Raw genomic sequence first — 24,720 nt, 5'->3', positions numbered from 1 at the left:
GGCGCAGAGCGCGCAGCGGCGCTCTAAATAACCGAGCTCCTCTAGAAACGGTACCCTGTAGCCCTGACTGGGCGGTCCACATCTGTCATGTGAAGTCAACTTTGGTGACGATGCTCAATTCCTCGAGCCTAGGAAGATCGCCTATTGCGATCCCAAGAGTGAACTTGGTACCGAGAGCCAGCCCCGAGAAGTCATTCACATTCAACGCCATTGTATCCAAGAAGTTGAGCACAAGATTGGCACCGTCAATGGAAACTGTATACGTGGCCGAATCACCCGTGATCTTCGCTAAGAATATCGCAGGACCGAGGCTTGGCGTCAACCCCTGCACGAAATAGGGCAAGCGTTCAGCGCCGATCTCGATGTTGGCAATTCCAGTGGACTTTAATTGATTCCAGGCGTTGTTGTCATCGCGGCGGATGTTGAACATGATATGAATTCCGGTCTTGGTGAGCCCCTGAGCAATATCCTTGAGCTTTTCTGACAATGAGCTCGCAGCAAGCGCCCGCAAGCTGCTACCGCCTTCGCGCGCCGTGTAGCGAACATGCAGTATAACATCCGAGATTGTTGAATAATCAAACGGCCTGATATCGCTCGGCAACTCTAGCCGCCAGTTTCCTGTCGCCCCTGTTCCCTCAAAAGGTAGGTAGCGTTCATCACGGAAGTCTAGCTCGAAAAGCCCAGTGTCGTTCTGACTGGACGAAGTCGCCACCGACTGTGAGGCTCCTACGTTGTAGACAAAACGCGTGTCATTTCCGGATGCCTCTTGGTATTCCTCCTGAGGGGTCGAGGCACCTGCGGCCTTAGCGGTAGTAGCACGGTAACGGTTCGACACCTGCGTCAATCGTGCACTGACTGAAGTATAGGGGCCAACTACGCAGGGAATCGACACTGCCACAGAATGTATCCGGCGGAAATATTGCCCTGGATGGTCAAGGTCGAAGAGCGCCTCGGGCACGTCGAAAGTACAGGTTCCTGTAGAAATTAGTTGGGCGAGTGCCAGCGGATCCAACTGCCGCAGTGAGATGTGCTTTGTCAGTTCGTACTCCCGTCGGTTCAGGTCAAAATACCGCGCCTCCATCCGCTTGATGTCGTGGATCAATTTATTGGCTGACTGCAGCCCCTTCTTGCGGCTGTCCCAGTAACCAAAGGTGAGGAATTTTTCATTAGACCCAAGCTCATGGCAATAACATTTCTCGGCCTTTCTGGCGGTATCAAAGGCAAGCTTGTAAGCGCGGTAGTAGATCTTAGTGATCTCATTTGACATCCATTGGTATAACTGGGTGTTGGTATATTGCTCAGACATCGTCTTCGAAATGTCCTCTGCATTGCCGATCTGTACATCGTGTACATCGAGATCGCGAGTTACAATATCGCGGCGAAGCTTGGCCGCAACAATCTGTTGGTCGATCTGGCTCAATTCACGATTGCTAAGGCGCAGCTGCAGTTGCATATCATCCCAGCGCCGATCAAAACCGGCAAGGGTTGCCGCGCGCGTGGCCTGATAGCTCAACATACCGCTGACCATGGCAAGCACCGCAGCCTCAGCGTCAGCTACTCTTGCCAAAGTGCTGCCTCCGAACGTCGCGTGCACCGCGGGTGAACCGCCTGCGCCGTGACCGCCGATCGAGGCGTCGGGGATGATACCGAGTACAGCACCCTTCGCTCGCTCTCTCTGTGCTAAGTTCTGAAAGTCCTGTGCTTCTCTCAGCTTGTCTAGATTGAGTATTTCGTTGGCATTGAGCATTTCGAAGGCCGAATAGAAGGCCTGACGTTCTGACGTCATTTCTCGCGTGCGTTCCAGCACGGTGATCTGTTCCGAGGTAGCGTCGATCTCCATCACCTTCAGGTCACGCTGGGTTTTTAGGAGTTTCACCTCAAGATCATGGCGCAGCAACGCCAGCGCTTCGGAATCCTTGCTTTCGAGTGCAGACAACAGCGCCTGCCCCAGAGAGCGAACCTCCTGCGCGAGTTCGGTGGCCTTCGCTGCCATAGTGCGGAACCGGTAAGGCGGCAACGGTGCCGCTAGGCCAGCCAGAAGCGAACCGACATCGATGCCGGCTGCTGCGGCTCGTACCAGCATTCCCGGGTCGATCGGCGGAGCGAAGAGAGCTTGTACCCGCTCTACTCCATCGATGTTCTGGCTGTTACGGATCTTGAACAATCGGTCGTCCACCGTATCCCAGTATTCCAACGCCTTTTCGTTCAGTGGGATACAGAAATACAAGCTTGCCAGCGTAACCGGGGGCGTCGGTAGCTCGGCACCGTCTTCTAGAGTCGAGAATTCCGGCAGCATATTTTCAAGATCAACGAGCGCGTTGCCGAAGGCGTCAAGATCAGCCACCAACTGGTTGTATGTCATCGCCGTTACTTCAACCGACGATGGAACATTGCTTGGTTTCCGACCAAGCAACTTATCGGCGAGCTGATAAAGCTGGATCGCCTGGGTGATCGATTCCATCGTGTCCTGGCGGAACAAGTAGTCGCCCCAGTCGATCAACGTTCCAATGTAATTCATCACTACCGTTCGCTGGTAGGCGACGGTCCTAAACCGAGCCACGACATGCGGTCGGAACGGCTTTTGGCGCCACTGGTTTACGGCGAACTCAAGCTCGTGCCTTTCGGGTGAGGCTGGGTCGGCGATATTGGTCAGGATGGTGTCGATCCTCTGCGCCAAATAGTCCGCGTCCGCGGTCTGGAAGAACGGCTTGGTCACCCAGTATTTCTGTGGAGCATCACCATCGAGCGTCCCACTCGGATTGAAAATGCGGTGATACCATGTCATTGCTTCTTCGAACCGCTGTTCCGAGGCCAACCGCCGTGCAATCATAAGCGGCGCGTGGAAGAACAACTCCCAATTATAGAGGCTATAGGCTCCGTCCGAGGTGAAATCAATATCCTCGACAGGATAGGGCTGCACGACCAACTCCGAGGGCTGGAAAGCGGCCGCGAAATCGAACGATGTCATTTCCAACTGCTGGCTCCGCTCCATCATCGCACCCACACCATTCTTATAGAGCGCCTTACGCAGCGGGCAGACCAGCGGGTGGTAAAGGTTGGAGAATTTATCACCATACTCCAGAGACTGGTAGAGTTGCACTTCTTCAGCGAGGTGGATGAAATCGGGGTCAGCCAAGCAATCTTCCCAGACTTCGGCCGGATCGGGCGACGGCGTCGCAGTTAGGATCCCCAAGTATTTCTTCAAGAGAGCCAGAAGATCGGGCAAGAGCTGTAATAAGTCTGACGCGGTACGCTGTGACGGATCCTCGGGATCGAATGAATAGAGCCCCGGCACCACGATATATGCGGAACTGCTGTTCTCGAAGAAATAAGGAAGCCAGGTGCCAAGAGGAACCTTCACCCGCTGCGGGTCAGAGCTGAAAGACCGCTGGAACCAAATCTGCAACAGCGTGTAGACGAGGTCGAGCGAGGTGAACTGGTGCGGATGTGTGACTCGGAAGGTGCCAGGCGTCTTATCAAGCCGCACCACGAAGTGCCCGGGTGTCAGGATATTGCGGATTGCCAGCGTATCTTCCTTGTCATAGCCTTGTTCGAAATACCGCTGCTTGCGAAGTCGGGTGTCTTTGTAGTCAGGGTAAAAATCCGGCACCCAGGTCGAGGCACTCGACACGATCTCAGGATAGCCCTTGCAACCGGCGAGATCGAAAACTCCCTTGAGGTTGTGATAAATCTCGTCACCGTCCTCGTACGTCAGGAATACGTGGATCTGATCGGACAGCTCGCTAAAGATCAGATTAAGCCTCTTTGTATCCAGCTCGTTCTGATTTTTCGTGTAGGTCTCGGGCATTAGCACTGCATCCTGCGAGATCTTTTTCGGCTTCCACAGATCGCCGCCGAATTCGCTGAGCGCTATCTGGATTCGCATCCGCGACGCCGGGTGCTGCATCGGACCGGTGCTGGGCGAGCCAGAGACCGCCGGCGTCGTCACCTCGTCATTGGCATCGGTTTCTTCGCTGATCACCGGCCAGGCGAGATTTAGCCGACCGTTCCGCACGAAGGCCAGCAGGTTGTCCGAAGTAATATCGAGATCAACGAGCCGCCACGGCGACCAATAGCGTTCCTTCTCGAAGGTCCGGTAATAGTACTGCGCCGGGTCGCCGCCCTTGGTGCGGCCAAAGACATGCATCATCATGATGTCGGTCTGATAGAAGACCGCCACCACCTCGAGGAAGCTGATCTCGTCGAGCCGCTCCATGTACGCGATGAACGCATCCTCGGTAGTGAGTTCGGTCACCTCGTTCTGTAGAAGCTCTTCCTCGAGCGCGACGAAGATCTCGGACTTGTCGTCAAGCAGTTCCGGTTCGATCCAGTTCTCGGGATAAACCCAGACCTTGCGGTTCGCTTCCCAGACCCTGTAGTTGCGCATCCAGGTCCACTGCTGCCATCCGGAATCGCTGCTGTCAGCGGCAGCCGACGGCTCAAGCCCCATCCGGCTCCGCTCGACGAAGGTCTGGATCGTGCCGTGCGCCTGGACGATCCGCGACGACGGCATTTTTGCCTCCATTTCCACGTCGATCAAGAAGTGATCGTATAGATCGGTCGGCGTGGTGAATTCAGCGCGCTCAGCCAGGAGATGGGCGACAAGCGCGTCGCGCTTCTGGCCGCGGATGATGTCCATAATTTCGCCAAGCGTAATCAGCCAGATCTCATCGTCGTAGCGAGCCTTCAGCGCCGTCCGCAAGATAGCTGTTTCGGCCGTGCCCACGGTGGGCTGGCATAACGCCACGACCTCGGCGGTGGTCAGCGTGAGAGTGTGTAGATCGGCCATCGCGGTACCTAAGGTTTCCCAAGTCGCGGGATTATGCCAGGCGTTCAGGTTCGACACCGAGAAGCCGAAATGACTGTCCAGAGCGTCGAGATCGTCGCGCTGTCGCCCGGTCAGCAGCGCCAGCCGATCGAGCCAAGCGGCGCGGGACGTGACCGCGGCGGGCAAGAGCAGCACAAGCGTGTCGCGCAGGGTGATATCTGCGGTGGAGTCGGCCGGATCGGCCGATGCCGGGTAGACCGCGAACAAAGCGAGTGCGCGTGTGAGCTTCTCCCAGTCGGCCTGCGATACAGCAGTTTGACCGGCCTCGTAGGGCAGCGAGTCGAGCCGCACCCAGCCAAGATCGGGCCCATTGGCTAGCAACCAATCGAGATCGTCACCGTCAACCGGCAGGGAGGCGGCGAGCGGCAGAAGCTTGTGCAGCAGTCGTAGCGCCCGGGTCTGCTCGGCAAAGGCCGCCACGGTCACCACCGGTGGCACTGCGGGGTCGCCCACCGTATCGATCAGTACGTCGTCGGTCAGGAGTTCGGACAGAAGAGGCGTCAGCGGCCCGGGCTGTATAAGTCGAGCGTGGGTCATAATGGTTGCCACTAAATCGGCATCCTGACGGAATGCGGCCGCTAGGATTTCCTCAAGTGCTTCGTCTTTGGCTCGGCCGTGCAAATATTCCGCGATATCGCCCAGCAACCGCTCGGCCATGGCCAGCCGCGCAGCTTCAAGCGCAGCTGGCGTGGCGGCTTCCACGGCGACCTGCGCGGCGATCAGCGCCGTGGGATCAAAGAACCCTCCCAAAAGCGACATCAGGGTCGCAGCGGCGACCGGATCGGGCGGCGTGACCCACTCGGCATCGTACATCCGTAAAACAGAGTTGGCCGCCTCTTCGCCTAGATCGGGCAGCCGCAGTAGCGCCTCCTTAATCAGCACCCGGTGTTCATCGGCAGTCATGCCCGAATCGAACGCCGACCGCGTCTCGGCGAACGCGGCTTGGCTAGCAGTCTGCAAATCGGTCAGGATGGTGACAATCCGGTCGTCGGCAATCGCCTTCAGCGTCAAATTGGGTCCCGCGTGTTCTAGCATGTACTTCATGTCGGCAATCTTGACCACCCCCTTACGGGCCGCTTCGACCCGGTCGAGGAAATCGAGCATCGCGGCGGGTCCCGCGAAGGGATCGAGCCCGGTTCGCTCGATCATCACCAGAAGGTCGCTCGGCGATATCTTCAGCCGCGCCACCAGCCGCGAGGCCCCGTACATTCGGCTGAGATTGACGAAGTCGAGCGTGTCGTCGGTCAGCACCGCGCGCAAGATTTCGAAACCGTCGGCGGTTAGCTTAAGGATCGCCGACAAGGGTTCCGCAAGCTCCGAAAGCGTCCCGGCGCCACAGGCAACGACCTCAGGCCGCAAGCCTTCGACCACCGTCCCAAGCACGGACTTGTCAAGGAAGGTCCGATGGAAGAATGGCAGGGGTACGGGCCCGGACATCTCCGCATGAGGGATACTGCCGTAGAAGGCTACGATCTCTTCGGGCTTGATGCCCGTCCTCCGCGCGATTTCGACGATCTGCGAGACTGCTACCAAGGCAGCGTCGTTCAGCACGCCCGCCCCAATCGCCGGATCGGTGAGCGCGGCATCAAGGACCGTGTCGGTCCAGGCGGTCGCCCGTTGCAGCCTCAGGAACCGATGAACCCGGTCAAGGAGCGACGCGTCAAGCCCGACCACCTCTTTCTGTTTAAGGTCGCAACCGAGGTCGAGATGCTTGATGAAGTGCTGGTCCGTTGGGTCGATAAACCCAAGCTGAAGAAGGCGATCGAGTGCTGCGTAGTTGATCCCTGTCTTGTCGAGGAAGGTCGCGACCACAGTCATCTCGGCCGCGACACTGACGGCCGGAATCGCCCAGATTGCCGCCTGCCCCGCCGCCGTCGCCATCGGCGTGTTGATCAGCATCCGCTTGGCGTCCGTCAGTCCCAGCGATTGCGCGGCGATCGCCGCGGCGGCAGGGCTGGCGGCAGTCGCGAAATGCTTCATCAGTTCGGCTCTATCGACATCAAACCGGTCGAAATAGGCGCTAGCCTCCACGTGATCGAGGTCGAAGGGCAAGCTAAAGGCGTAGCGGGCGCCTTTGAGCGTGACATAGGCAGCGGCATTCACATATTCGGGCGCCGCCACAAGTTCTGCGGCGCTTGATTTCGTCTGCCGCGTCCGGAACACGCGCCATGAATTGCCACCAGTGTTGACGAGTCGCGCCGTCACCAACGGATCGCGCAAGGTCAACGCCCCGTCGATGTCGGCAGTCTGCACGATGGCCGCGTCCGACACCCTCCAGCCCGCATTGCGTAAGTTGGTCAATAGCGCCGCCGGAGCAGGCGCTGGTGCCCTGACCACCCCATTGTGGACGACCCCGAGATCGGGCGAAATCTCCTCTTCGAGGATTTCGCAAACAAGATCGATGTATGGCAGGGGCGTTTCGGCATTCGCGCAGTCAAGGTCGAGATGGGCGATGTCGAGACGGCGTGCAAACAACTGCTCGCGAGCCAGATTGACCCGGACTGGCGGCACCTGCGTCAGGTCCACCATCCCACGCTGGCCAAGGAATTCGAGGAGCTCAACAAGATAGGCCGCTGGCGAATAGACCGACCGACAATGTTCGCATTGGCAACTGTCGGTGGCCTTGAACAGGGAGGAAATGTTGGGAAAGCTCGATGCCGCGTCGGCAGTGAGCGCCTCAATCGAGGTTGAAGGCGAGGCCGCTGGTGACATGGCGACGAGATCGCGCGCCTCGCCCGCAATCATCAGCGCCGCCGTATGCGTGGATTGCGCGCGGGCAAAGGTCGCCTTCGCCTCGGTTTCGGTCAACCCTGCCTTCGGCGCCACCTCGTCAAGGAACCTGCCTCGCCCAATGTTGACGATATCAGACGCGCTGCGCAAACGGGCCGCGATAAGGCCTTCCGCCCGTTCCAGATCGGGCGCAACCTTCAGCACCCGTTGCAGGCACTTCATCTCGCTAAGCAGAACCCGGTCGGCCGGTTTGTCCAGTTTCACTTCAGCGAAGATACGGTCGAGATTGCTAGTCTTCAGGTCCAGGTCTCCGAACTTCTTCAAAACCCGCTCTGCACGGGCCGGATCGCTAACCGGTGGCTTTGCTTCGGCAAGCCGAGCCCGGAACGCCGCGGTGGGATGGCGGGCGCGAAGCGAACGCATGACCCGTTTTACGTACTTGTCAGCTTTCTTGTTGCCAAGGTTGGGGGCCGCCTTCTTCACCGCCTCGCGAAGCGCCGATTCCGGCAATTCCGCAAGTGCCGCCTCGTAGTTTTCAGCACGCAGGCCGGCGGCCTCGGCGATCCGGGCATGACTGATACCGCTGCTGGCCAGCGCTCCGCCGAACCGTGATCCCCGGCCGCTTCTTCCGCCGCCATTGTCTTCGCTGTCGGCTGCCGGGTCATCAAGGTCGAAAAGATCTCCGGACAAGAACTGTTTCAGCGTTCCGTGAAGATCGCGCTGTGGCGTATTCAGCAGGCTCTCGATCCGGGCGATGTTCTTGGGCGTCAGAAGTTTCGCGGTGAGCTCGGCGTATTTCTTTCGCTGAGTTTCTGCGCTTTCATCCTTGGCTTCGGACGCCAGCTTTTTGAGCAGCCTTAATACCTCGGGCACCTTGCGAACCGCTGCCGCGGACAGAATCGCCCTTCCGACGGCGGACCTGATGTCAGCCTTGATCCTTTCGACCGGCGTCCGGGCGGCATCAAGCAGCAGGCTGCGGGTGTCGTGGCCGATGCCGATCACGGCCCGCACCGGCTCAAAATACGCGGGTGAGCCATGCAGGAGGGTGTTCATCCGTAAGATCCCGTAGAACACCGCAGGTTCGCCGCCCAGCATCGCCCCCATCCGGTGCGCGACGGCGAAATGCTCGATCTGCTCGGACCGCCAGCCACTTTCCCTTGATAGGAACGTGACGTCGCGGTTCTTACGGTCTTCTGCCAGATCGGTAGGTGAAAGGTCGCCAAGAAGCGGCGCGAGATCGCGATCGAGTGCCTCGAACTCGCTGACTTCGGCGGGCGGCGGCGCGCTCAGTCGGATGTCGTGCCGCAGGTCGGAGGCAGCGTTAAAAAGGACAGACTCGGCATCGGGTTCGAGCAAAAGCTGCTTACCGGTCGTATCGAAGACACGCACCACGAGATCGGCTGCGGCCTTTTCGGCGCGTGCAAAACGCGAGGCGAAATAGCTGATGACATAGCGACCATCTTTGCTCGACATGGTTTCGCCCAGGAACTGCTCCGCTCGCAGATCGCGGTCATGCGCACGCACCACGACACGAGCGATCGGACGCCCGTCCGGGCCAGTGATCCTGCCGTGGACACTACGGGCACCGCTCTGGTCGCGCCCGTCCTCGCCAATCCAGGGGGCCAGCCTCAGGTCCTCAGTCGAGTCACCCGGTTTCCAAACGACGGCGGGATCGAGCCGCAGCATCGACCCCTGATGGGTGGCCCGCACATCAAGCGCTAGACGCTTCGTCTTAACAATTTCCGCCGCTGCATCGCTGAAAACGAGCGTGAAGCTACCGCCCCGGTCGACCGGCCCGGAAGCCAGCGGTCGAGGAATCTCACCAGACGCGTCCCAGGCTTCGACGACGGCTCCAGAAAAACTCTTGGTAGTGTGCGCGGTGACAAGTGAGCCAGATAACAGTAATGTCATGATTTATCTCCATTATTTTACATATTCGGCTGCCAGTTACCAGTCAGGGTCAAGATGCATCGCACACCTCTTCTTCGGTGTCGTAATACCCGTCGGTGGTGCAGACCTGTTCGGACGGATCCTCGTAGTAACTAAGGTACTTCCGACGCCAAGAGCTCATGCACAGTGGCATGACGATGGCGTTTCTTCTGGAAGGCCTTGAAAACCTTTTCCGTACTCGCGCAGTAGAGCTGTCCCCTCACCTCATCGGACCTCTACTTCGACAACGAGGATCCTCAACTTCTTGAAGGTAGTGTGGAGTGCCTGAACGTCATGCCTGCCGAATTGTTTAGCTTCGGGGAACTTGAAGGGTTTGAAGTTGCGTATGGGCATAGTTTTCACCAGCTTGTTTCATGTTTTGAATATTGAGTTGCGGCTACCCCAAAGTGCTCTGTTAAACTGCAACATGAAGGAAGCTCTCCAGCGAACATCATCTTGGCTCCGTACAAGGTGAACCGTACTGGTGATTTCGAATCAGCTCCGAGACAAGGTCAGGGAGCGTAACAACAAGAACGATCGCAAATGAGGCTATAGCCAACACCACTGACAGCCTACGGAGGCGCACCAACACTTGTTGTTCTTCTCGCGCACTCATTACTATTGAGATACTGACGAGGCTTAGCGTGACCGCTGCGGACGCAAAAGAGCCTACTAAAAGAGGACCATCACAATCCCAAGCCCCAGCCCCCCCCATAGCTCGGTATTCATTTACTGGAAATATCACAGAACTGAGCGAGGCGACAAAGGCGAGAAAAGCGACTAATATTGCGATCATTAATTTCACTACTGGTCTGCTGATGGCACTTCTTAATAAAAACATCCCCTTCCTCCGCGCATCGCACACCATTCGAGTTGTCGAAGAGCTTGATTTACTCCATGCCTAACCGGAGCCACTACGTTTTTTTCAATCGGGTTCCATTCAGGACGGGACACACTGACCCGGTCCGACAATAGGTGACGAACTTGACTCCATCGCCGGACGATCGTATTTCCATAGCTTAGGTCCTGCCGAACAGAAGATAGAGAGCGTTCGGGTCCTTGATTGTAACGTGCTCCTATCACACGGATCTGATCGTTTGTCAGTTGCGATGCGGTTGTGCCCGAGAAATCTACATTTAGCAGATCACTCAAATGTGCTGCTGCTAAAAAGATGGCCTGAGCGGGGTCATTTAAAGTCGCAATAATTGCGCTACGTTGACTGTCAGAAAGGCGTGTTGGATCGTATCCGAGTGTTGCCGCCGCTCGTCGCACCTGAATAGCCAAGGGCCCGAGTGAGGTCCGATCTTGGTCTGAGGTTCCAGGCATCCATCCTCTTATCCAATACACTGTAGACTTTACTGGGTCTTTACCACCTACTTCGATGTATGCAGTTCCTCCTACAAGTTCTGCAGGAAGATCAAACATCTCGGCGGCTTCCCGTATAGGTTCTCTTAAGGCATGAACGAAGTAGGACTTATACTCGTGCAAGTATGATTCGTCTGTCTGCCATGCAACCACATCAGTGTAGCCAAACGACTCCACAGTATCGCCAGGGTGCTGTTGGGCCGCTGCAATAATTTGTGCGTGACGTTGAGAAAGATGTGGTGCGTCAGCTGCTGGTACGTTTTGAGTATTTGCAGAATGTACCGGATCCCCAAGTTCACCTAAATACTCAGGATTCCAGGGCTCCTGAACACTCGATATATACTCTTCACGTGTCGCAAACGACTGAGGGTCAGGCGGGTCATTTCCGGTCGGATCTGTGTACACCACCGGTGAATTCCGCGAATACCAATATAAGTTTGGACCATCAATGAGCTCACTTGGATCTGCTGACGCCCAACGCCCCAACCATGGCGCATAATAGCGAGCTGAATGATAGCTAAGCCCGGACTCCTCGTCCCGCTCCATCCCCGTGAACCGGTACCGCTTCGGCGTCTGTATCTGGCTCCGAACCGCTTGGTAGGCCGTGCTTCCATAGGGCGTGTACTCTTCATACGACACCACCCGCACTTGGTCGTCGACTTCCAGGCATGCCGAGCCGAGATGATTGCCGAGTTGGTAGCGGATAAGCTCGCGGGGGATTCCCGGCTCGTTCCCCTGGGTACGGGTCTCCACCTGTGCGATGCGCAGCTTGTCGTCCATTATGTGTAGTGTTTCGCGCACCAGGCTGTCGGCTGGTTTGCGATAGACTTCAAATCCGCCGAGGTAAATACGCTCATCCTTGGCCTGGCCGTTCGCCATCTCGGTGACCTTACGGATCCGCTGCCCGCCGGCGTCGTACACATACCAAGTGCGCTCGCCGTGTCGCTGCACACCGTCCGCATCGGCCTGATTGACGGCTTGACGCTGGGTCATACGCAACTGATTGATCTCATTCCACTGCATGACCTGCAGATGTTCCATTTTCAGCATGTTACCGTGCGCGTCGTAGCCATCGCCCGCGTTGCTGTAGGTGGCGTCCAGTGAATCGCCGTTGCTCACCGCTGTTCCGGTCAACCGGTTGCAAACCTTCCCAGGCTCAAGCTGACTGGGCTCGATGTACCTGTAGTTTCTAGCCCATTCTGGATGAAGCGGATGCACAGGGTTGGTCCCCCGGTGCTGCATGACCTCGATATTCCCGACCTGATCGTAGAAGTAACGCTCGATGTACCGCCCGAGCGCTTGACCATCATTGGGACTCGGGATACCGACACGACCTACTCGGGGGGCGTCGTTGTAGGAATGCGGGATCGGCGCGCCACCCACCTGACCTAGGTGCTCCCTGCCCGTGGCCTCGATCAGTCTAAAGAGGGCGTCGTAGGTATATTGAGCGCTTGGCTCAACACGGGCGTTGGCGAAGAAGACTGTCTTTTGGGCTGTATCACGAATGTGCGTGATATTGCCGGCTACGTCGAAGGTGTAGTGGAGGTTCTGAAGAAGGCGACCAAGGTCCGTTTCCTCAGTGTGCAGGTGGACGAGACGAAAGGTCTCCGGGTCATAGCTGTAACGAGTCGCAACGCCATTTTTGTAGTCGATTCTCTCTCGCTGGGCCTTGGCATTGTAGCCGATGTTGGCCACGCCCACCGGCGAAGGCGCGACCGCAGCGGCGTCGATGAGTGCGCCAGGAACATTCCCATGGTCGAGCCATACGTCCATTCGCTCAAGCAGATTCGCATCGTTGTAGCCGGGCTGGATCACGTTGATGTTGGCGCCAACTTGGTCACTGTGGGGCACAACCAGCTGAGTCGGCCGGTTCAGAGCATCGAAGCGCGTCTCGCTAACGTACTTCTCGGTCTCCATGATGACTGCCGCGTTCCAGTCGACGCGGTTCTTGTAGGCCGGCTGCGGTTGTCCGTTGACCTGAACAGAGTCTACCAATTGCCGAGCGCTACTCAGGAGGTTGCCTTTGAAGTCATAACGATCGCTGGTGACGACGCCAGCTTGGTCGGAGAGCTCGACAACCTTGCCACGCAGGTTGTTCGCTTCGGGGTTGGCAGGGGACTCGCCATAGACGCTGCGCCCAAGCAGCACCTCCGGGCCCGCACCTCCGAGGAGATAGGACTCGGTTGGGCGCTGGAGAACATCATACGCACTGCGAAAACGGTGACGGCGGCTGTCCCAGGCGTACAGCGGCTTGCCGGCAACGTCGCCCAGCGTCCAACGCTTGCCCGCCTCCATACTGGATTGGTGGATTCGGTTGCCGAGCATGTCGTGCTCGTAGCGGACGACGATGCGGTCCTTCGCATCGATAACCTCGCACTGATTACCTTCGATGTCGAATACGACGCGCGTCGTGTAGAAATCGGGGGGAGGTTCCGCGGCATTGCCGTACTTGAACCGGTTGTGTACCACTGTCACGATGGTCCGCCCCAGCGAGTCAGCGTGCGCCACCGTAGACGTCCGCGCGTAGGTCTCTGATTGGCGCGCCGCAGCTTGCTCGTTTGCGCGCATGTTGGCATCAGGATAACGCGTGGCCAATGCAGCCGCGTGAGCTGCATCGGTCCGCAGTGCATGCCATGTGGGGGTGTACTCTTGGGCAGGCAGGCGGGCGAAGAAGTCACCCACGTCTGCGTCAGTCTCAGGGGCTGCGACGAGCACCGTATCGCTGACGTCCCAGGATGCCTCACGCCACGGACCGAACACGACCTTCTCCCATGTGTGGTTGGGATGAAGGGTCGCGACCACGCGCCCGACCGAATCGTAGAAGAGCACGGAGCTCTTCCCTATGCGGACGTCAAACTCGAAGCGATGCCTGTCGGTGAAGTACGGCTCGTACTGGCGGACGGGTTTGCCCTTGTTGTTGAACAGGGTCCAACCGCTGACGACCCAGCGTGGGCTCACGCTGTTCGGCGTCATCTGCGGCTGGTTGTTCGCATCGAGAACGACGTCGCCGTTCGCATCTCGAACAGGCACGGGACCGGGATCCGCCTGGACCTTCTTCTGCACTTCACGCCCGAAGCCGTCCGAATAGGAGAAGCTGGTCTGGATGCGGAGACCACCCGGTGGGAGTGGATCGCTGACATGGGTTTCGCGCGCAAGCGTGGTAGCGAACGCAGGCGGCTTCTTTGCAATGTCCGGCTCACGGAAGTAAGCGGTCAGGTCGGTAATGACCCGTGACGTGGCCTCGGCCAGCAGCTGCGTGGCAACGGGCCCTCTCGGCGCTGCGAGAAATGCATCCAGCTGCGCCTGTGTCAGGTCAGGCTGGAACGCCGCAGTCAATTGGTCTCCAACTGTCGGATTGTCCTCCGGCTTACCCATCACCGCGGTGCCCGCGACCATGCCGAGGGCGTCGAACGCAATCGCCGTGCGGTTGCGGTTCGGGTCCATCACCAGGGCTGACTGCAATACTCGGTAGTCCTGTCCGGTAGCGACGAGGGGCTGGGTGGGATCTTGGTGTCTCTCACCCACGGTGACGCGATTTTGGAGTGCGTCCCGCGTTTCCCGGACCATTAGGTCATAGTCGTCATACTCGACAAAGCTGTCGGTACTCGCTGCCGCCGTGTGGAATGGATCGCGGGCGCGATGCGGTAGGAAGAAATGCGCCCGCGCGTGATTGAATTCCTGCGAGGCCGTGTCACCGGAGCTCGGCGAGAAGAATACCCGCCCAGATGGAATCCACCAGTTTACATCCAGCACGCCGGCTTCGTTCCCCGTGTGGACATACCGGCCTCCCGGCGTCGCACCCGTGCCATCAAGCATGGCATCGGACACTCGATTCACAGCTCCGCCTTCGTTGAAAACCAGCCGGACGAGACCCTGTGTCAACGCGAGCTTGTAGGTCTCGAAGGGCAGCGCCAAGGACTCAAGTTGCCCAAGCGGGAGCGCGTCCACCAAATCGTCTCGACGAAACAACGTCCGGACATGATCAATCAGGCGGCGCTGCCTACCGCTCGTTGGGCGGTCTTCGTATTCCAACTCGTCATCGAAGATAGCGTCATAGGTGGCCGGATCCGCTGGTGTCGGGGTAATAAGGTCCTTATCGCGAAAGCGACTGGCAGCACCGCTCGGAACGTAGCCCGTCAGCTCATAGGTACGGGCCTCGTACGCGAGTGGCGTTCGATAGGCGGAGGCGCTATCGACGGAGTTCGTGGCCAGGTTCTCAGTGTAGGTCAGGTGCGTCTTGGCCTGCTCGTCCTTCGCGGCTTGAGGCAGCGAAGGATCGACGAACCGCCTTCCGTAGCCGATGCTCGCCGTCTTCAATACATTGCCGAAGTCGTCGACTTCGAGCGTCATAGAATGGGCGACTCGAGGGTCGAGAAGCCATTCAACGTTGGGATTCGCCGATGCCGTCGCTTCGTCGACGAGCTGCCCTCCTAACACGGGCACGCGCGTACGCTCGTAATTGTAGACGAGTTCTTCCCGGGGGTGCTTAAGGAAGACTGCGTGGCGATTATCACCGCGCCCCTGGAGGCGCTTCACACCGTAGTTGCGTTCGGTTACGACGTAGGGAAGCGACTGCTTCTCGCTATCGTCGAGCGCGTAGACCTCTTGACGCAAGAGAGACCCGCGCAGTGCTCGACAGGCCTCGCGCTCCTCATCTGCCGTGAAACCTGCGGGCAAGATGGTGTCATCAAGGAGCAGGGACCGCGCCTGAGCGCCAGTGAGGCCTGGCTCTCGGAAATATTCACCTGTGTCGTGGACGTCGAGCAGACCAGCGAAGAAGTTGGAGATATGGTCGCGACCGAGGTACACACCCGTGTGAAACCACGTCTTTGTTAACACCGGTGGCACATGGGACGAGGCCTCGATGTTCGCTCCTGTCGGGAAGATGTTGCTCGCGCTGAATGCGTCAAACTCCTCGGTGTCGTACTGTTCGACGAGGCCAAAGCCGCGAAACTCCCGTTCATGTCCGTCGAAGTAGCCGTGGTGGTAGGCGTAGCGCGTGACGAAACGACTCTTACTGATTCGGTCGTAAGTTTCGACACGCTCCACCACGTGAACCGAAAACGGAATCCGCGTGATCCAAGGCTTACCGTTTCGCTTGTCTTCCAGATAGAACTTTGTAGATGGTGCATAAGTGACATGGGACTCGGCGCCGAGGTTGTTGATCGACTTGATGAGCAGGTGGGGCTTGTTTCCACCCATTAGGTCGATGTAGTGGATTGGATTTTTCGCATCGACCGGCAGGGGCGAAGACCAGACGAGGCAAGCGGTGCCGTTGCCGAGCAGGTCCGTCGTGGTTACCGAAGATAGATCGTCGACGGGCGGGAACGCGCTGAGCTTCCGAGCTTCGCTCCACCCATTGCCGGCCTGATTGAAGTAGATACGAACTCCGTCCCTGCCGAGATAAAGGATGTCATTGGTGCCTGAGCCATCGATGTCAGCCAATCGGATCTGCGACTGGTTGAATTGTTCGGGGTGATCAAACCACGGCGCATTGTCCATGCCCACTTTAGCCCCGAAACGGCCATATCCCAGATTAGGCCAATAGCATGCTTCTCCATTTTTGATACGGACTAAGTCCGTCAGTCCATCACCACTCATATCGGCGAGGTAGATGGACTGTGTCCCATCAGCAAAGATCAGTCGCGGCCCCTTTTCCTCGTCCCAGGGCTTGCTCACCTGCTGAGCCGCATCGAAGCCTTTTTCCTTAAGCGAAGGATACCAGGTGAAGACCTCGTGCTCCGTAATAAGCACATCGGCGTGACCATCTCCGCTCAAGTCAACGAACCGCGTGTTGGAGTCGTCCCAACGGATGTTGGGGAGTAGTCGGAAGGTCCTGAACGACTCCCAACCGAAGTCACCCGTTTTCAAATCGTGAGTACGCTCATAGAAGCCAGGCATCGCTTCGGCGAAGTTGACCACGGCAAGCTGCCCGTCGCCGGAAAGGTCGAGCAACTGCTCACCGCTTGTGTCACTGGCAAAGATTGATGGCAGGGTGCGCAGCGTTTGCATCGCACCGAACTTCCCGTCACCGAGATTTGGCTTATAGTGCCAGGCGCCACCTTGTTTCGTCAGGATGCCGGAAAGGCCTTCTCCGTTGAGATCCACCCATTGATAGGCACTGCCGTCGACGCCCATGGGGAGGTTCTCCCTGATCTCATCATCAAGCCGGTGCACCCCATCCTGAATCTGTGCCTTGGTGTATTCGAATTCGAGCGGTGGGAGTGATTTCTGCAGATAGGTGACGTATCGAAGCCCGTCTCTGAGTTCAATTGGCCTCGTTTCTTCACGAACGTATCCGGACTGGATGACGCGGCGGATGAACGACGCGTAGCGCGTGCTGCCTTGGTGCTCGAGTTCGGCATCGATAGAGGGCTGTGCGTCATGCTCGTAATCGACGAGATCATCGTACTCGAACTCGGTGGATCTCACGAGACACGGTTCCGGACCGAGCTCCGCGAAGCGGTGGAACATCAGGGCTCGTCGACACCGGCGGTATGTGCGGACCTCAAAACCAGAACGGTACACGGAAAACGGGTCCGGACGCATGAGCCATTTGCCGTTCGAATCGATGCACGCTTGAGCGAAGTGATGTTGTTCTGCTTCAGGCCTTGCGGCGTCAAGCGGCAGCTGCGCATAGTGTTCTTCGTCATAGTCAAATACCACCTCGAACAGCCATTCCACTATAGAGAGATCCGGCTCGACGAGCCGAGAGGTGCGGTTGCCATACTTGATGCGCTTGAGGTAACGATTCGCCGTCCGCACCCGGTTTCGTTCATTCGCGCGCATCACATTGACATGGATATCGTTTTCAGCCGCGTACTCATAGATGATGGCATTACCTTTATCATCGTAGCTTTCGCAGATCAGCCACTCGAAGACGCGATGCGGATGGAGCAACGCGGCTTCAGCCGGGTCGAAAATACGGGATTTGTTGTTGCGTCCGTAGATAGTGGTGACGTTTTCTCTGCTTATTGACCGCCAGTGCACATCCCCAGTTGCCGCCTCTGTCCAACGTTCGATCCGCGCAAAAAGACCTTCGACTCGAGGTCGATAACGGTGGATGGTGAAGCCTGGTTGGGTCGTCGTATCTTGGTGCCGCGTTCCGTCCGGCAATAGTACCGGAACGAGGTCCTCCGCACCGGACAGGAGAAAGACATCTGACTCTTCGGCATCGTGGTAGTGCGGCAAACCTTTGTCGGTCTTACGGCTGATCCTGGGTATCGATAAGGACCAGCCAAACCCAAAGGGACCATTCCCGCTGCCGGAGTCGTAGGAGAGCGAGAGCTCCGGTCCAAAACCGGTCCTTCCCGGGCTCAGCGCCAGGGGAACCGTCATGGATCCGCTCCCCGTTACCGGATTCGCGGCGAATTTCTCTCCAATACCGCGGATGGCTCCGCCGCCTTTGGGAAGGTCGATAGATGGCATCAATGGGCTCTGCTCGTCGGTGGCTTTGCCCTCCTGCACAACTTCGCTGTTCATATCCAACTCTCCCCCCTGAAATGCTGATCACTACAGGTTTATAAACCGGCCTTTGATTCAACAGTCTCTTTCGTTTGATTGAGTAACACCGCGTTGCAGCCAAGTATAGTAGAAATGCTTACTCCACTGTCTAAAATTGCCCCACAACCTCTGGGTTCGAAGTATAACTACTGGCCCCTCAGTTAGGAAACGGTTGATTTTTCTTGTTCGCTTCACAACTCCCATCCCGTAAAAAAACATAATTTTCGAACTCTTTCTTCCCAATTTTCTTACGGGAAGGTTGAGCAGTAACTTCGGGGTGCGACTGGTTTTCGCCTTACTAATAAAAGTAAAAGCCTTAGCTGTGGTGGTTTGGTAAATCAGGCAACCTCATCAGAGAGGTGTCATATTAGCCATAAGTAACAATCCCTTTGCAATACTTGAAATCCCAGAAATTCGTCTTAAAAAGGTGAATCAAACGTAGTAATTACTTTTTCTCTGAAACAGCCAAGGAATTCAAAGGAGCAAAGGGAGGCTCTATTCGTTAATACCAGATTACTTGATAATTGCTTTGCTTGATCAGAGCGTGATTCGCTTGAGGTTAGAGCAAATCCAATATCTAAGGTGGTAGTCACTGTAGTTTGTAATGCATGTTTGTCCTTGTTTATCTTGAGTGCAACTTGTTCAGAAGTTACTTCGTCAATAGTTTCTTTAATAATTACGGGACTTTCAGGCAATTCTTGCTCGATACGGTGTGCAAAGTCAGTTAGTTGTGGTTCTGCAAAAGTGTAGAGCCACGCTTCTTGAGTAATTGCGTTGTTTACTCTCAAAATCCGCCCGAGAATTTGCCTGAAGTAGAGTTCTGTTTTTACTTTGCTCAGATGGCAGCATATCTGAAGCCTTGGGATGTCTGTTCCTTCACTTACCATTCCAATACTGACTATCCATTCTGTGTGACTACATCGAAATTGTTCAATGGTTTCTGACGGGGATGGTTGCTTATAAGTTACCAGTTCTGCCGTTTGATGAAACTCATCACGTAATATCCGAATAATATGTGAGGCGTGTTCAATAGATGAAGCGACAACCAATCCACCGGCATTAGGATTTGATTGCCGAATCTCAGACAATTTTTTACAGCCGAGACTTAATACATAACGAATGGCCTTATCATTAGTAATTATAGATTGATAAGAAACATATGAATGATTGAGTAGATCTTTGAAGCTTGTGAATGTTTTAGTTTGGTTATCTTCGTTTGTAACTGATAATTTTTCATTGTCTATCAGTACTATTTTTGGATTGCGGCAGACACCATCACGTACCGCCTCTTTCAAACCATATACATAATCGCAGTGGATTTGTCTGTCAGGGTCAAGATAGCGAGAAAGTACTATCGGAGCATTATCAGAGCGCCACGGTGTGCCAGTTAATGCTAAGGTGTATTGGGCATGAGACTGAATGTTAAGGATAATTTCTTCACCCCAAGCATTGGCATTTTCAGGTGTTGTTCCGGCGCAATGATGGATCTCATCAAAGATGACTAATACCCGGTTATGCTTCAGTATTTGCCAAAAATCACTTTTAAAAAAAAGCATGTTTTGATAGGTGTATGAGCAACCAGCAGCACCTATGACACCATCAAATCGGCAATTAAAGCGTTGGGAAAACGTGATTTGTATACTTTGAGATACGTTTACGGAAGGGGAAAAACATAGGACGAAATCAATGAGATGCTGCTCATGTAACCTTCCAGCAATTTCTGCAGCCATTACTGTTTTTCCTGCACCTGGTGTTGCAAGACACAGGAAATGTTTATTGCTGGCTTTGAAGTGAGCGATAGCACGTTCTACGCACTCTGACTGCCATTGTCTTAGCTTCATAAAATTTACAACTTTTTCTGGTGAGCCAGAACGATTTTTATGGCTTTTATTTGGCCTAGTAGTTTTGAACTATTTTCACGAGCTTGTAGATATTGCGATTCCAAATGCTCTTTCATTTCTGGAAAGGATTCGTACAATCGCATGTATTCTTCCGACTCACCGATACTTGTCAGTAAGTCCACTTCACACTGCTTTAATCGCTCTTTGAGTTGATGAATTACTGGATCCTTACACTCACTGATATGGTCGTGGTTGCTAATTTGTCTAGCCGGTGAGTCACCCTTTGGATGAGGCTTTAGATCCGATTGATAGAATAGTGCTGTTTTCTTATATCTAGAGTCTCTTGCGTTATTTGCGCCATTCTTTTCTAGTAAACCGCGTTTTTGTAGGCGCAGGATCTGTCGATAGATAATCTTTCGAGCCTCGTTCTTATCTAAGTCATTGTCAAAACTAGACAAATAAGCATCTCGCATTTCGACAACAGTAAAGTTATCAAATTGCTCATCCATCAAGATGAAGTAGAGATGCTGATTAATTTTAATGGGGTTGTTCAACATGACATTGTCCGTTAGAAGCCTTATGCACCTTTTTGAATCGCCTGGAAAATGCTCTTCAATGATTTTGCGGATTATAATCCGTGGATTTATATACCGCAACTTTGGATAGTTTTCGTCTTTTGAGAGACGAAAAATGAAAGACTTAGCTAAACGATTTGGTGAGAAACTACGGGTAAAAAGAAAAAAGATGGGTATATCGCAAGACAAACTTGCTTTGTTAGCAGACATCGATCGTAGCTACGTAGGCCGGATTGAGCGTGGTGAGGTGAATATTACGCTTGAGAAAGTTTACCAGCTTGCCGAAGTCTTGGCCTGTGATGTTAGAGAATTGCTTCCCTGACTAACCAGATTCTGAACAAACCACTTCAGTAACTATCAGCTCAAGCGAGACAGAAAACGTCGCTCTCACCTGCTTTGCGTTGCATCAACTTGACCTGCTCCCCTTAATCTAGTCCAGTCTACACTTAGTAATGTTCATCCAACCAAGGAGATGATGAACATGAAAAAGCGATTCAATGAACAACAAATCATTGCCATTTTAAAGGAAGCGGAAGCAGGTATCCCCGCCAGAGAACTTTGCCGCAAGCATGGGATCTCAGATGCAACGTTCTATACATGGCGCAAAAAATACGCAGGATTGGATGTCTCTGAAGCCCGTCGGCTTAAAGCACTGGAAGACGAAAATGCTCGACTCAAAAAGTTGCTGGCTGAAACGTTACTGGATGCAGAAGCCCTGAAAATTGCTCTCAGCCAAAATTACTGACCGTCGAGGACAAGCGCAAGGCTGTTAAAGTTATTCAGGAAGGCACACAGCTTTCAGAACGCAGAGCCTGTTTACTCGTCGGTATTCAACGCGCATCAATACGATATCAACCTCTGACTAACAGTGAAGATGATAAGCTTCAGACTCGGATAAAAGAGCTGGCATTGGAACGGCGTCGATTTGGTTATCGTCGTATTCATCGTCTTTTGAGACGAGAAGGATTTGATGTTAACCATAAGCGAGTTTATCGCTTGTACTGTGAGTTGGGCTTAATGGTCAGCAAGCGGAGACGCAGAAAATCACAGTGGGTCGAGCGCGAGCCTCTCTTGCTTCCTTCCGTACCGAATCACACGTGGTCTATGGACTTTGTGATGGATGCTCTGAGTAACGGTCGACGGATTAAATGCCTGACGATTGTGGATGATTACACAAAAGAGTGCCTGGATATTCCTGTCGCAACGGGGATCTCGGGTGATGAAGTCGTGATCACGCTAGAGTCTATCGCTGCGTTTCGAGGTTATCCTTCTGCGATACGAACGGATCAAGGGCCAGAATTTACAGGAAAAGCCCTCGACCAATGGGCTTATCAGCATGGTGTGATTTTAAAATTAATCCAAGCAGGAAAACCGACACAGAATGCTTATATCGAAAGTTTTAACGGAAAATTCCGCGATGAATGCTTAAACGAACATTGGTTTAGCGATCTAAATCATGCCCGTGAACTCATCAGTGGCTGGCGAATGGATTACAATGAAAACCGCCCCCACTCAGCATTGGGTTACTTGACCCCATCTGAGTTTGCAGCAACCACAAGAACAGTAACCAATAATGGTGATTTAATCAGCATTACTAGTGAAGTATTGGATTAGTTACTGGGGGCAGGTCAAACTCGCTTCAAGGCATATATGGCTTAGATAATTACTCTAGTACGTAAAATCTGTTTGTTCGGGGCTGGCTCATTTCTGCCCGGGTGAGATCACGAACGTTTTGTGACCAAATTCTGTGAGTTTGACCGGCCGATCGAATTATGATCTCATACTCCCTTTTTCGGGAGTTCTAAAGTGAGTATCGAGGCTTTTTCTCAGTATTTTGGCGATCTGCACGACCCTCGTCAGTCTGCGAAAATCTGTTATCCCTTATTCGATGTTCTGTTTCTTACTGTTTGTGCGACGATTGCTGGAGCTGAGGGCTGGGAAGACATTGAAGATTTCGGTGAAGCACATTTTCAATGGTTTCAGCAAAAAGGACTTTTTACATCTGGACTTCCTGTTCACGACACCATTGCTCGTGTTATCTCACGCCTAGATCCAAGTCAGTTTCAGGAGTGTTTTATCAACTGGATGCAAGCCGTTACTGAGCGCTCAGACGGTGAGTTAATCGCTATCGATGGTAAGGTGTTGCGTAGCTCATATAACCGCGAAAGCAGGCAATCTACGATTCATATGGTTAGTGCCTTCGCCACAGCCAACAGCGTAGTTATGGGCCAACTCAAAACCAATGCGAAGTCGAACGAGATCACGGCAATACCGGAACTGCTTAACTTGCTGGACATCAAAGGCTGCCTGATTTCGATTGACGCAATAGCCTGCCAGACCAACATCGCCTCAACCATCATTGATAAAGGTGGTGATTATTTACTTGCAGTTAAAGGTAACCAGGAAACATTTGCTAAAGCTGTACGTCAGGCGTTGTCTGCGAAGACTTCGATTCAGAGCGCCCCTGAAAATGTCACGGTGGAGCAAAGCCACGGACGAATCGAAGCCCGAGAATATCATGTACTACCTGCTGGTGAGTTGGTACAACAGTTTCCTGATTGGAAAGGGCTAAAGAGCATCGGCGTTACCATTGGTTATTGCATTGATAAATCAGGTAAAGAGTCACTCGAACATCGCTATTACATCAGCTCTGCTGAATTGGAGAAAGAGCGTTTTGCCACCGCAGTGCGTGGCCACTGGGGAATTGAAAATAGCCTGCACTGGGTACTTGATGCATCAATGAACGAGGATGCTTGCCAGATTTATCGCGGAGATGCAGCTGCGTTCATGGCCTGTTTTCGGCACATTGCACTGAACATGTTGCGAGCCGAAACCTCGAAAAAGGCTAGCATCCGACGTAAACAGAACATTGCAGCGATGAATACCGCTTATCTGGACAAGGTGTTACTGGCTGGTTTTAAGGCGGTGAGCAAAAAATGAGCATTCATGCTCTCACCCTGCAGCCTATATAGATTAAATCCCCTTCAGAAAAACAACACACTATCGTATGATATGTGACAATTAGCATGTCGGTTTACGGAGTCGGCAATATTTACCAGCCTTCCCTATCGACACGACTTTATTCTGAGATACGGACTTCAAAATGGCTGATGAATTCAACTTGCTCAGTATCTATGAGCAAAACCTAAATTTCCTTATCGGTGCTGGTGCATCACATGGCTTCCTACCTACGTTAGCTCTAGAGATCAAAGATCTAGACGATATGAAATGTACTTTCGAGACACTTGCAAAGAAATATGAAAGCGACAAACAGATGACAACCCTGTTATTCATGCTTTACTACCGAGAATGTATTAAACCTGGGCTACCAATAACATCTCCTAGAGCAGTGCCTGTTCCACCTAGACCACCACATAAAGAAGGTGTTATCGAAGAATACAAGCGCTTCATGATCACCTTGATTCAGGTCTTAAATAGGCAGAAGCCGTCAGCTAAAAGAGCTAACATCTTCACTACTAACTACGACAACTGTTTTGAAACTGCTAGCGAAGAGCTACTGGCGGAACGATCTGCACAATTTATCGTTAATGATGGCAGCACTGGGTTTCAAAGACGCACATTCCACACCAGAAACTTCAATCATCGAGTTGTTAATAAGGGTGTTTTTGAACGTCACGATCAATACCTTCCACAAATTAACCTTATGCATGCTCATGGGTCAGTACACTGGGAAAAAGGCGAGAAAGATGGTGATATTAAGCTTAATTACGGTACGAGTAGTTACAACATCACTTTTGATCAGAACGAAACGGCAATCCTAGATATTTTCAAAGGTATTCTTTACGACGAAGATAAAACACTCGATGTAGTGGTCAAGTAAAATTGGCCACAGTTTTAGAGTCATTCCAGAATAACCGTTCTGACTCATTTGGCGTCAAACCACCGTTATATTGATGTGGCCTGACCTTGCTGTAATATTCCGTGATGT

General features: G+C 54.0%; 8 protein-coding genes. 4 read left to right on the top strand and 4 right to left on the bottom strand.

Translation table 11 applies throughout. From position 1 onward, the window contains the following. Positions 1-85: 85 nt before the first annotated feature. From VV869_RS14845 to VV869_RS14830, 4 genes are all read right to left on the bottom strand, one after another. Positions 86-9,469 (bottom strand): neuraminidase-like domain-containing protein, encoded by a 9,384-nt coding sequence (locus VV869_RS14845; RefSeq protein ID WP_337735706.1) that lies wholly within the window; start codon positions 9,467-9,469, stop codon positions 86-88. 846 nt (positions 9,470-10,315) lie between these two features. Then, positions 10,316-18,334, bottom strand: coding sequence for a SpvB/TcaC N-terminal domain-containing protein (locus tag VV869_RS14840; RefSeq protein WP_337735705.1), 8,019 nt, complete (start codon positions 18,332-18,334; stop codon positions 10,316-10,318). 440 nt (positions 18,335-18,774) lie between these two features. Further along, positions 18,775-20,196 (bottom strand): DEAD/DEAH box helicase, encoded by a 1,422-nt coding sequence (locus VV869_RS14835; RefSeq protein WP_337735704.1) that lies wholly within the window; start codon positions 20,194-20,196, stop codon positions 18,775-18,777. A gap of 5 nt (positions 20,197-20,201) precedes the next feature. Next, a complete protein-coding gene (locus VV869_RS14830) occupies positions 20,202-20,753 on the bottom strand; it encodes a response regulator (RefSeq protein WP_337735703.1) in 552 nt (183 codons plus the stop codon). A gap of 133 nt (positions 20,754-20,886) precedes the next feature. Between VV869_RS14830 and VV869_RS14825 the strand changes: the two genes are divergently transcribed. The 4 genes from VV869_RS14825 to VV869_RS14810 all read left to right on the top strand — a co-directional run bounded on the left by VV869_RS14825 (position 20,887) and on the right by VV869_RS14810 (position 24,612). Then, positions 20,887-21,093, top strand: a complete 207-nt coding sequence (locus tag VV869_RS14825; RefSeq protein WP_337735702.1) for a helix-turn-helix domain-containing protein — start codon at positions 20,887-20,889, stop codon at positions 21,091-21,093. Between the two features lie 159 nt (positions 21,094-21,252). After that, positions 21,253-22,385 (top strand): IS3 family transposase gene (locus tag VV869_RS14820; protein WP_337735701.1). Its coding sequence is split into 2 segments (ribosomal slippage): positions 21,253-21,496 and positions 21,496-22,385, totalling 1,134 coding nucleotides; the frame shifts between segments, so codons are not numbered across the junction. Positions 22,386-22,577: 192 nt separating this feature from the next. Next, on the top strand, positions 22,578-23,711 hold the full coding sequence (locus VV869_RS14815) for an ISAs1 family transposase (protein ID WP_337735700.1): 1,134 nt from the start codon (positions 22,578-22,580) through the stop codon (positions 23,709-23,711). Between the two features lie 163 nt (positions 23,712-23,874). After that, complete coding sequence (locus VV869_RS14810) at positions 23,875-24,612, top strand: hypothetical protein (RefSeq protein WP_337735699.1); 738 nt, start codon at positions 23,875-23,877, stop codon at positions 24,610-24,612. Positions 24,613-24,720: the final 108 nt, after the last annotated feature.

Source organism: Photobacterium sp. MCCC 1A19761 (assembly GCF_037389125.1).
Taxonomy (GTDB): Bacteria; Pseudomonadota; Gammaproteobacteria; order Enterobacterales; family Vibrionaceae; genus Photobacterium.
The sequence above is the reverse complement of the archived record's forward strand: the minus strand, read 5'-3'. Positions and strand labels throughout refer to the sequence as shown.

Bases quoted from the DNA above. Each gene is read 5' to 3' on its own strand.
- VV869_RS14845 (WP_337735706.1), bottom strand. From the start codon at position 9,469: ATGACATTACTGTTATCTGGCTCACTTGTCACCGCGCACACTACCAAG.
- VV869_RS14840 (WP_337735705.1), bottom strand. From the start codon at position 18,334: ATGAACAGCGAAGTTGTGCAGGAGGGCAAAGCCACCGACGAGCAGAGC.
- VV869_RS14835 (WP_337735704.1), bottom strand. From the start codon at position 20,196: ATGAAGCTAAGACAATGGCAGTCAGAGTGCGTAGAACGTGCTATCGCT.
- VV869_RS14830 (WP_337735703.1), bottom strand. From the start codon at position 20,753: ATGTTGAACAACCCCATTAAAATTAATCAGCATCTCTACTTCATCTTG.
- VV869_RS14825 (WP_337735702.1), top strand. From the start codon at position 20,887: ATGAAAGACTTAGCTAAACGATTTGGTGAGAAACTACGGGTAAAAAGA.
- VV869_RS14810 (WP_337735699.1), top strand. From the start codon at position 23,875: ATGGCTGATGAATTCAACTTGCTCAGTATCTATGAGCAAAACCTAAAT.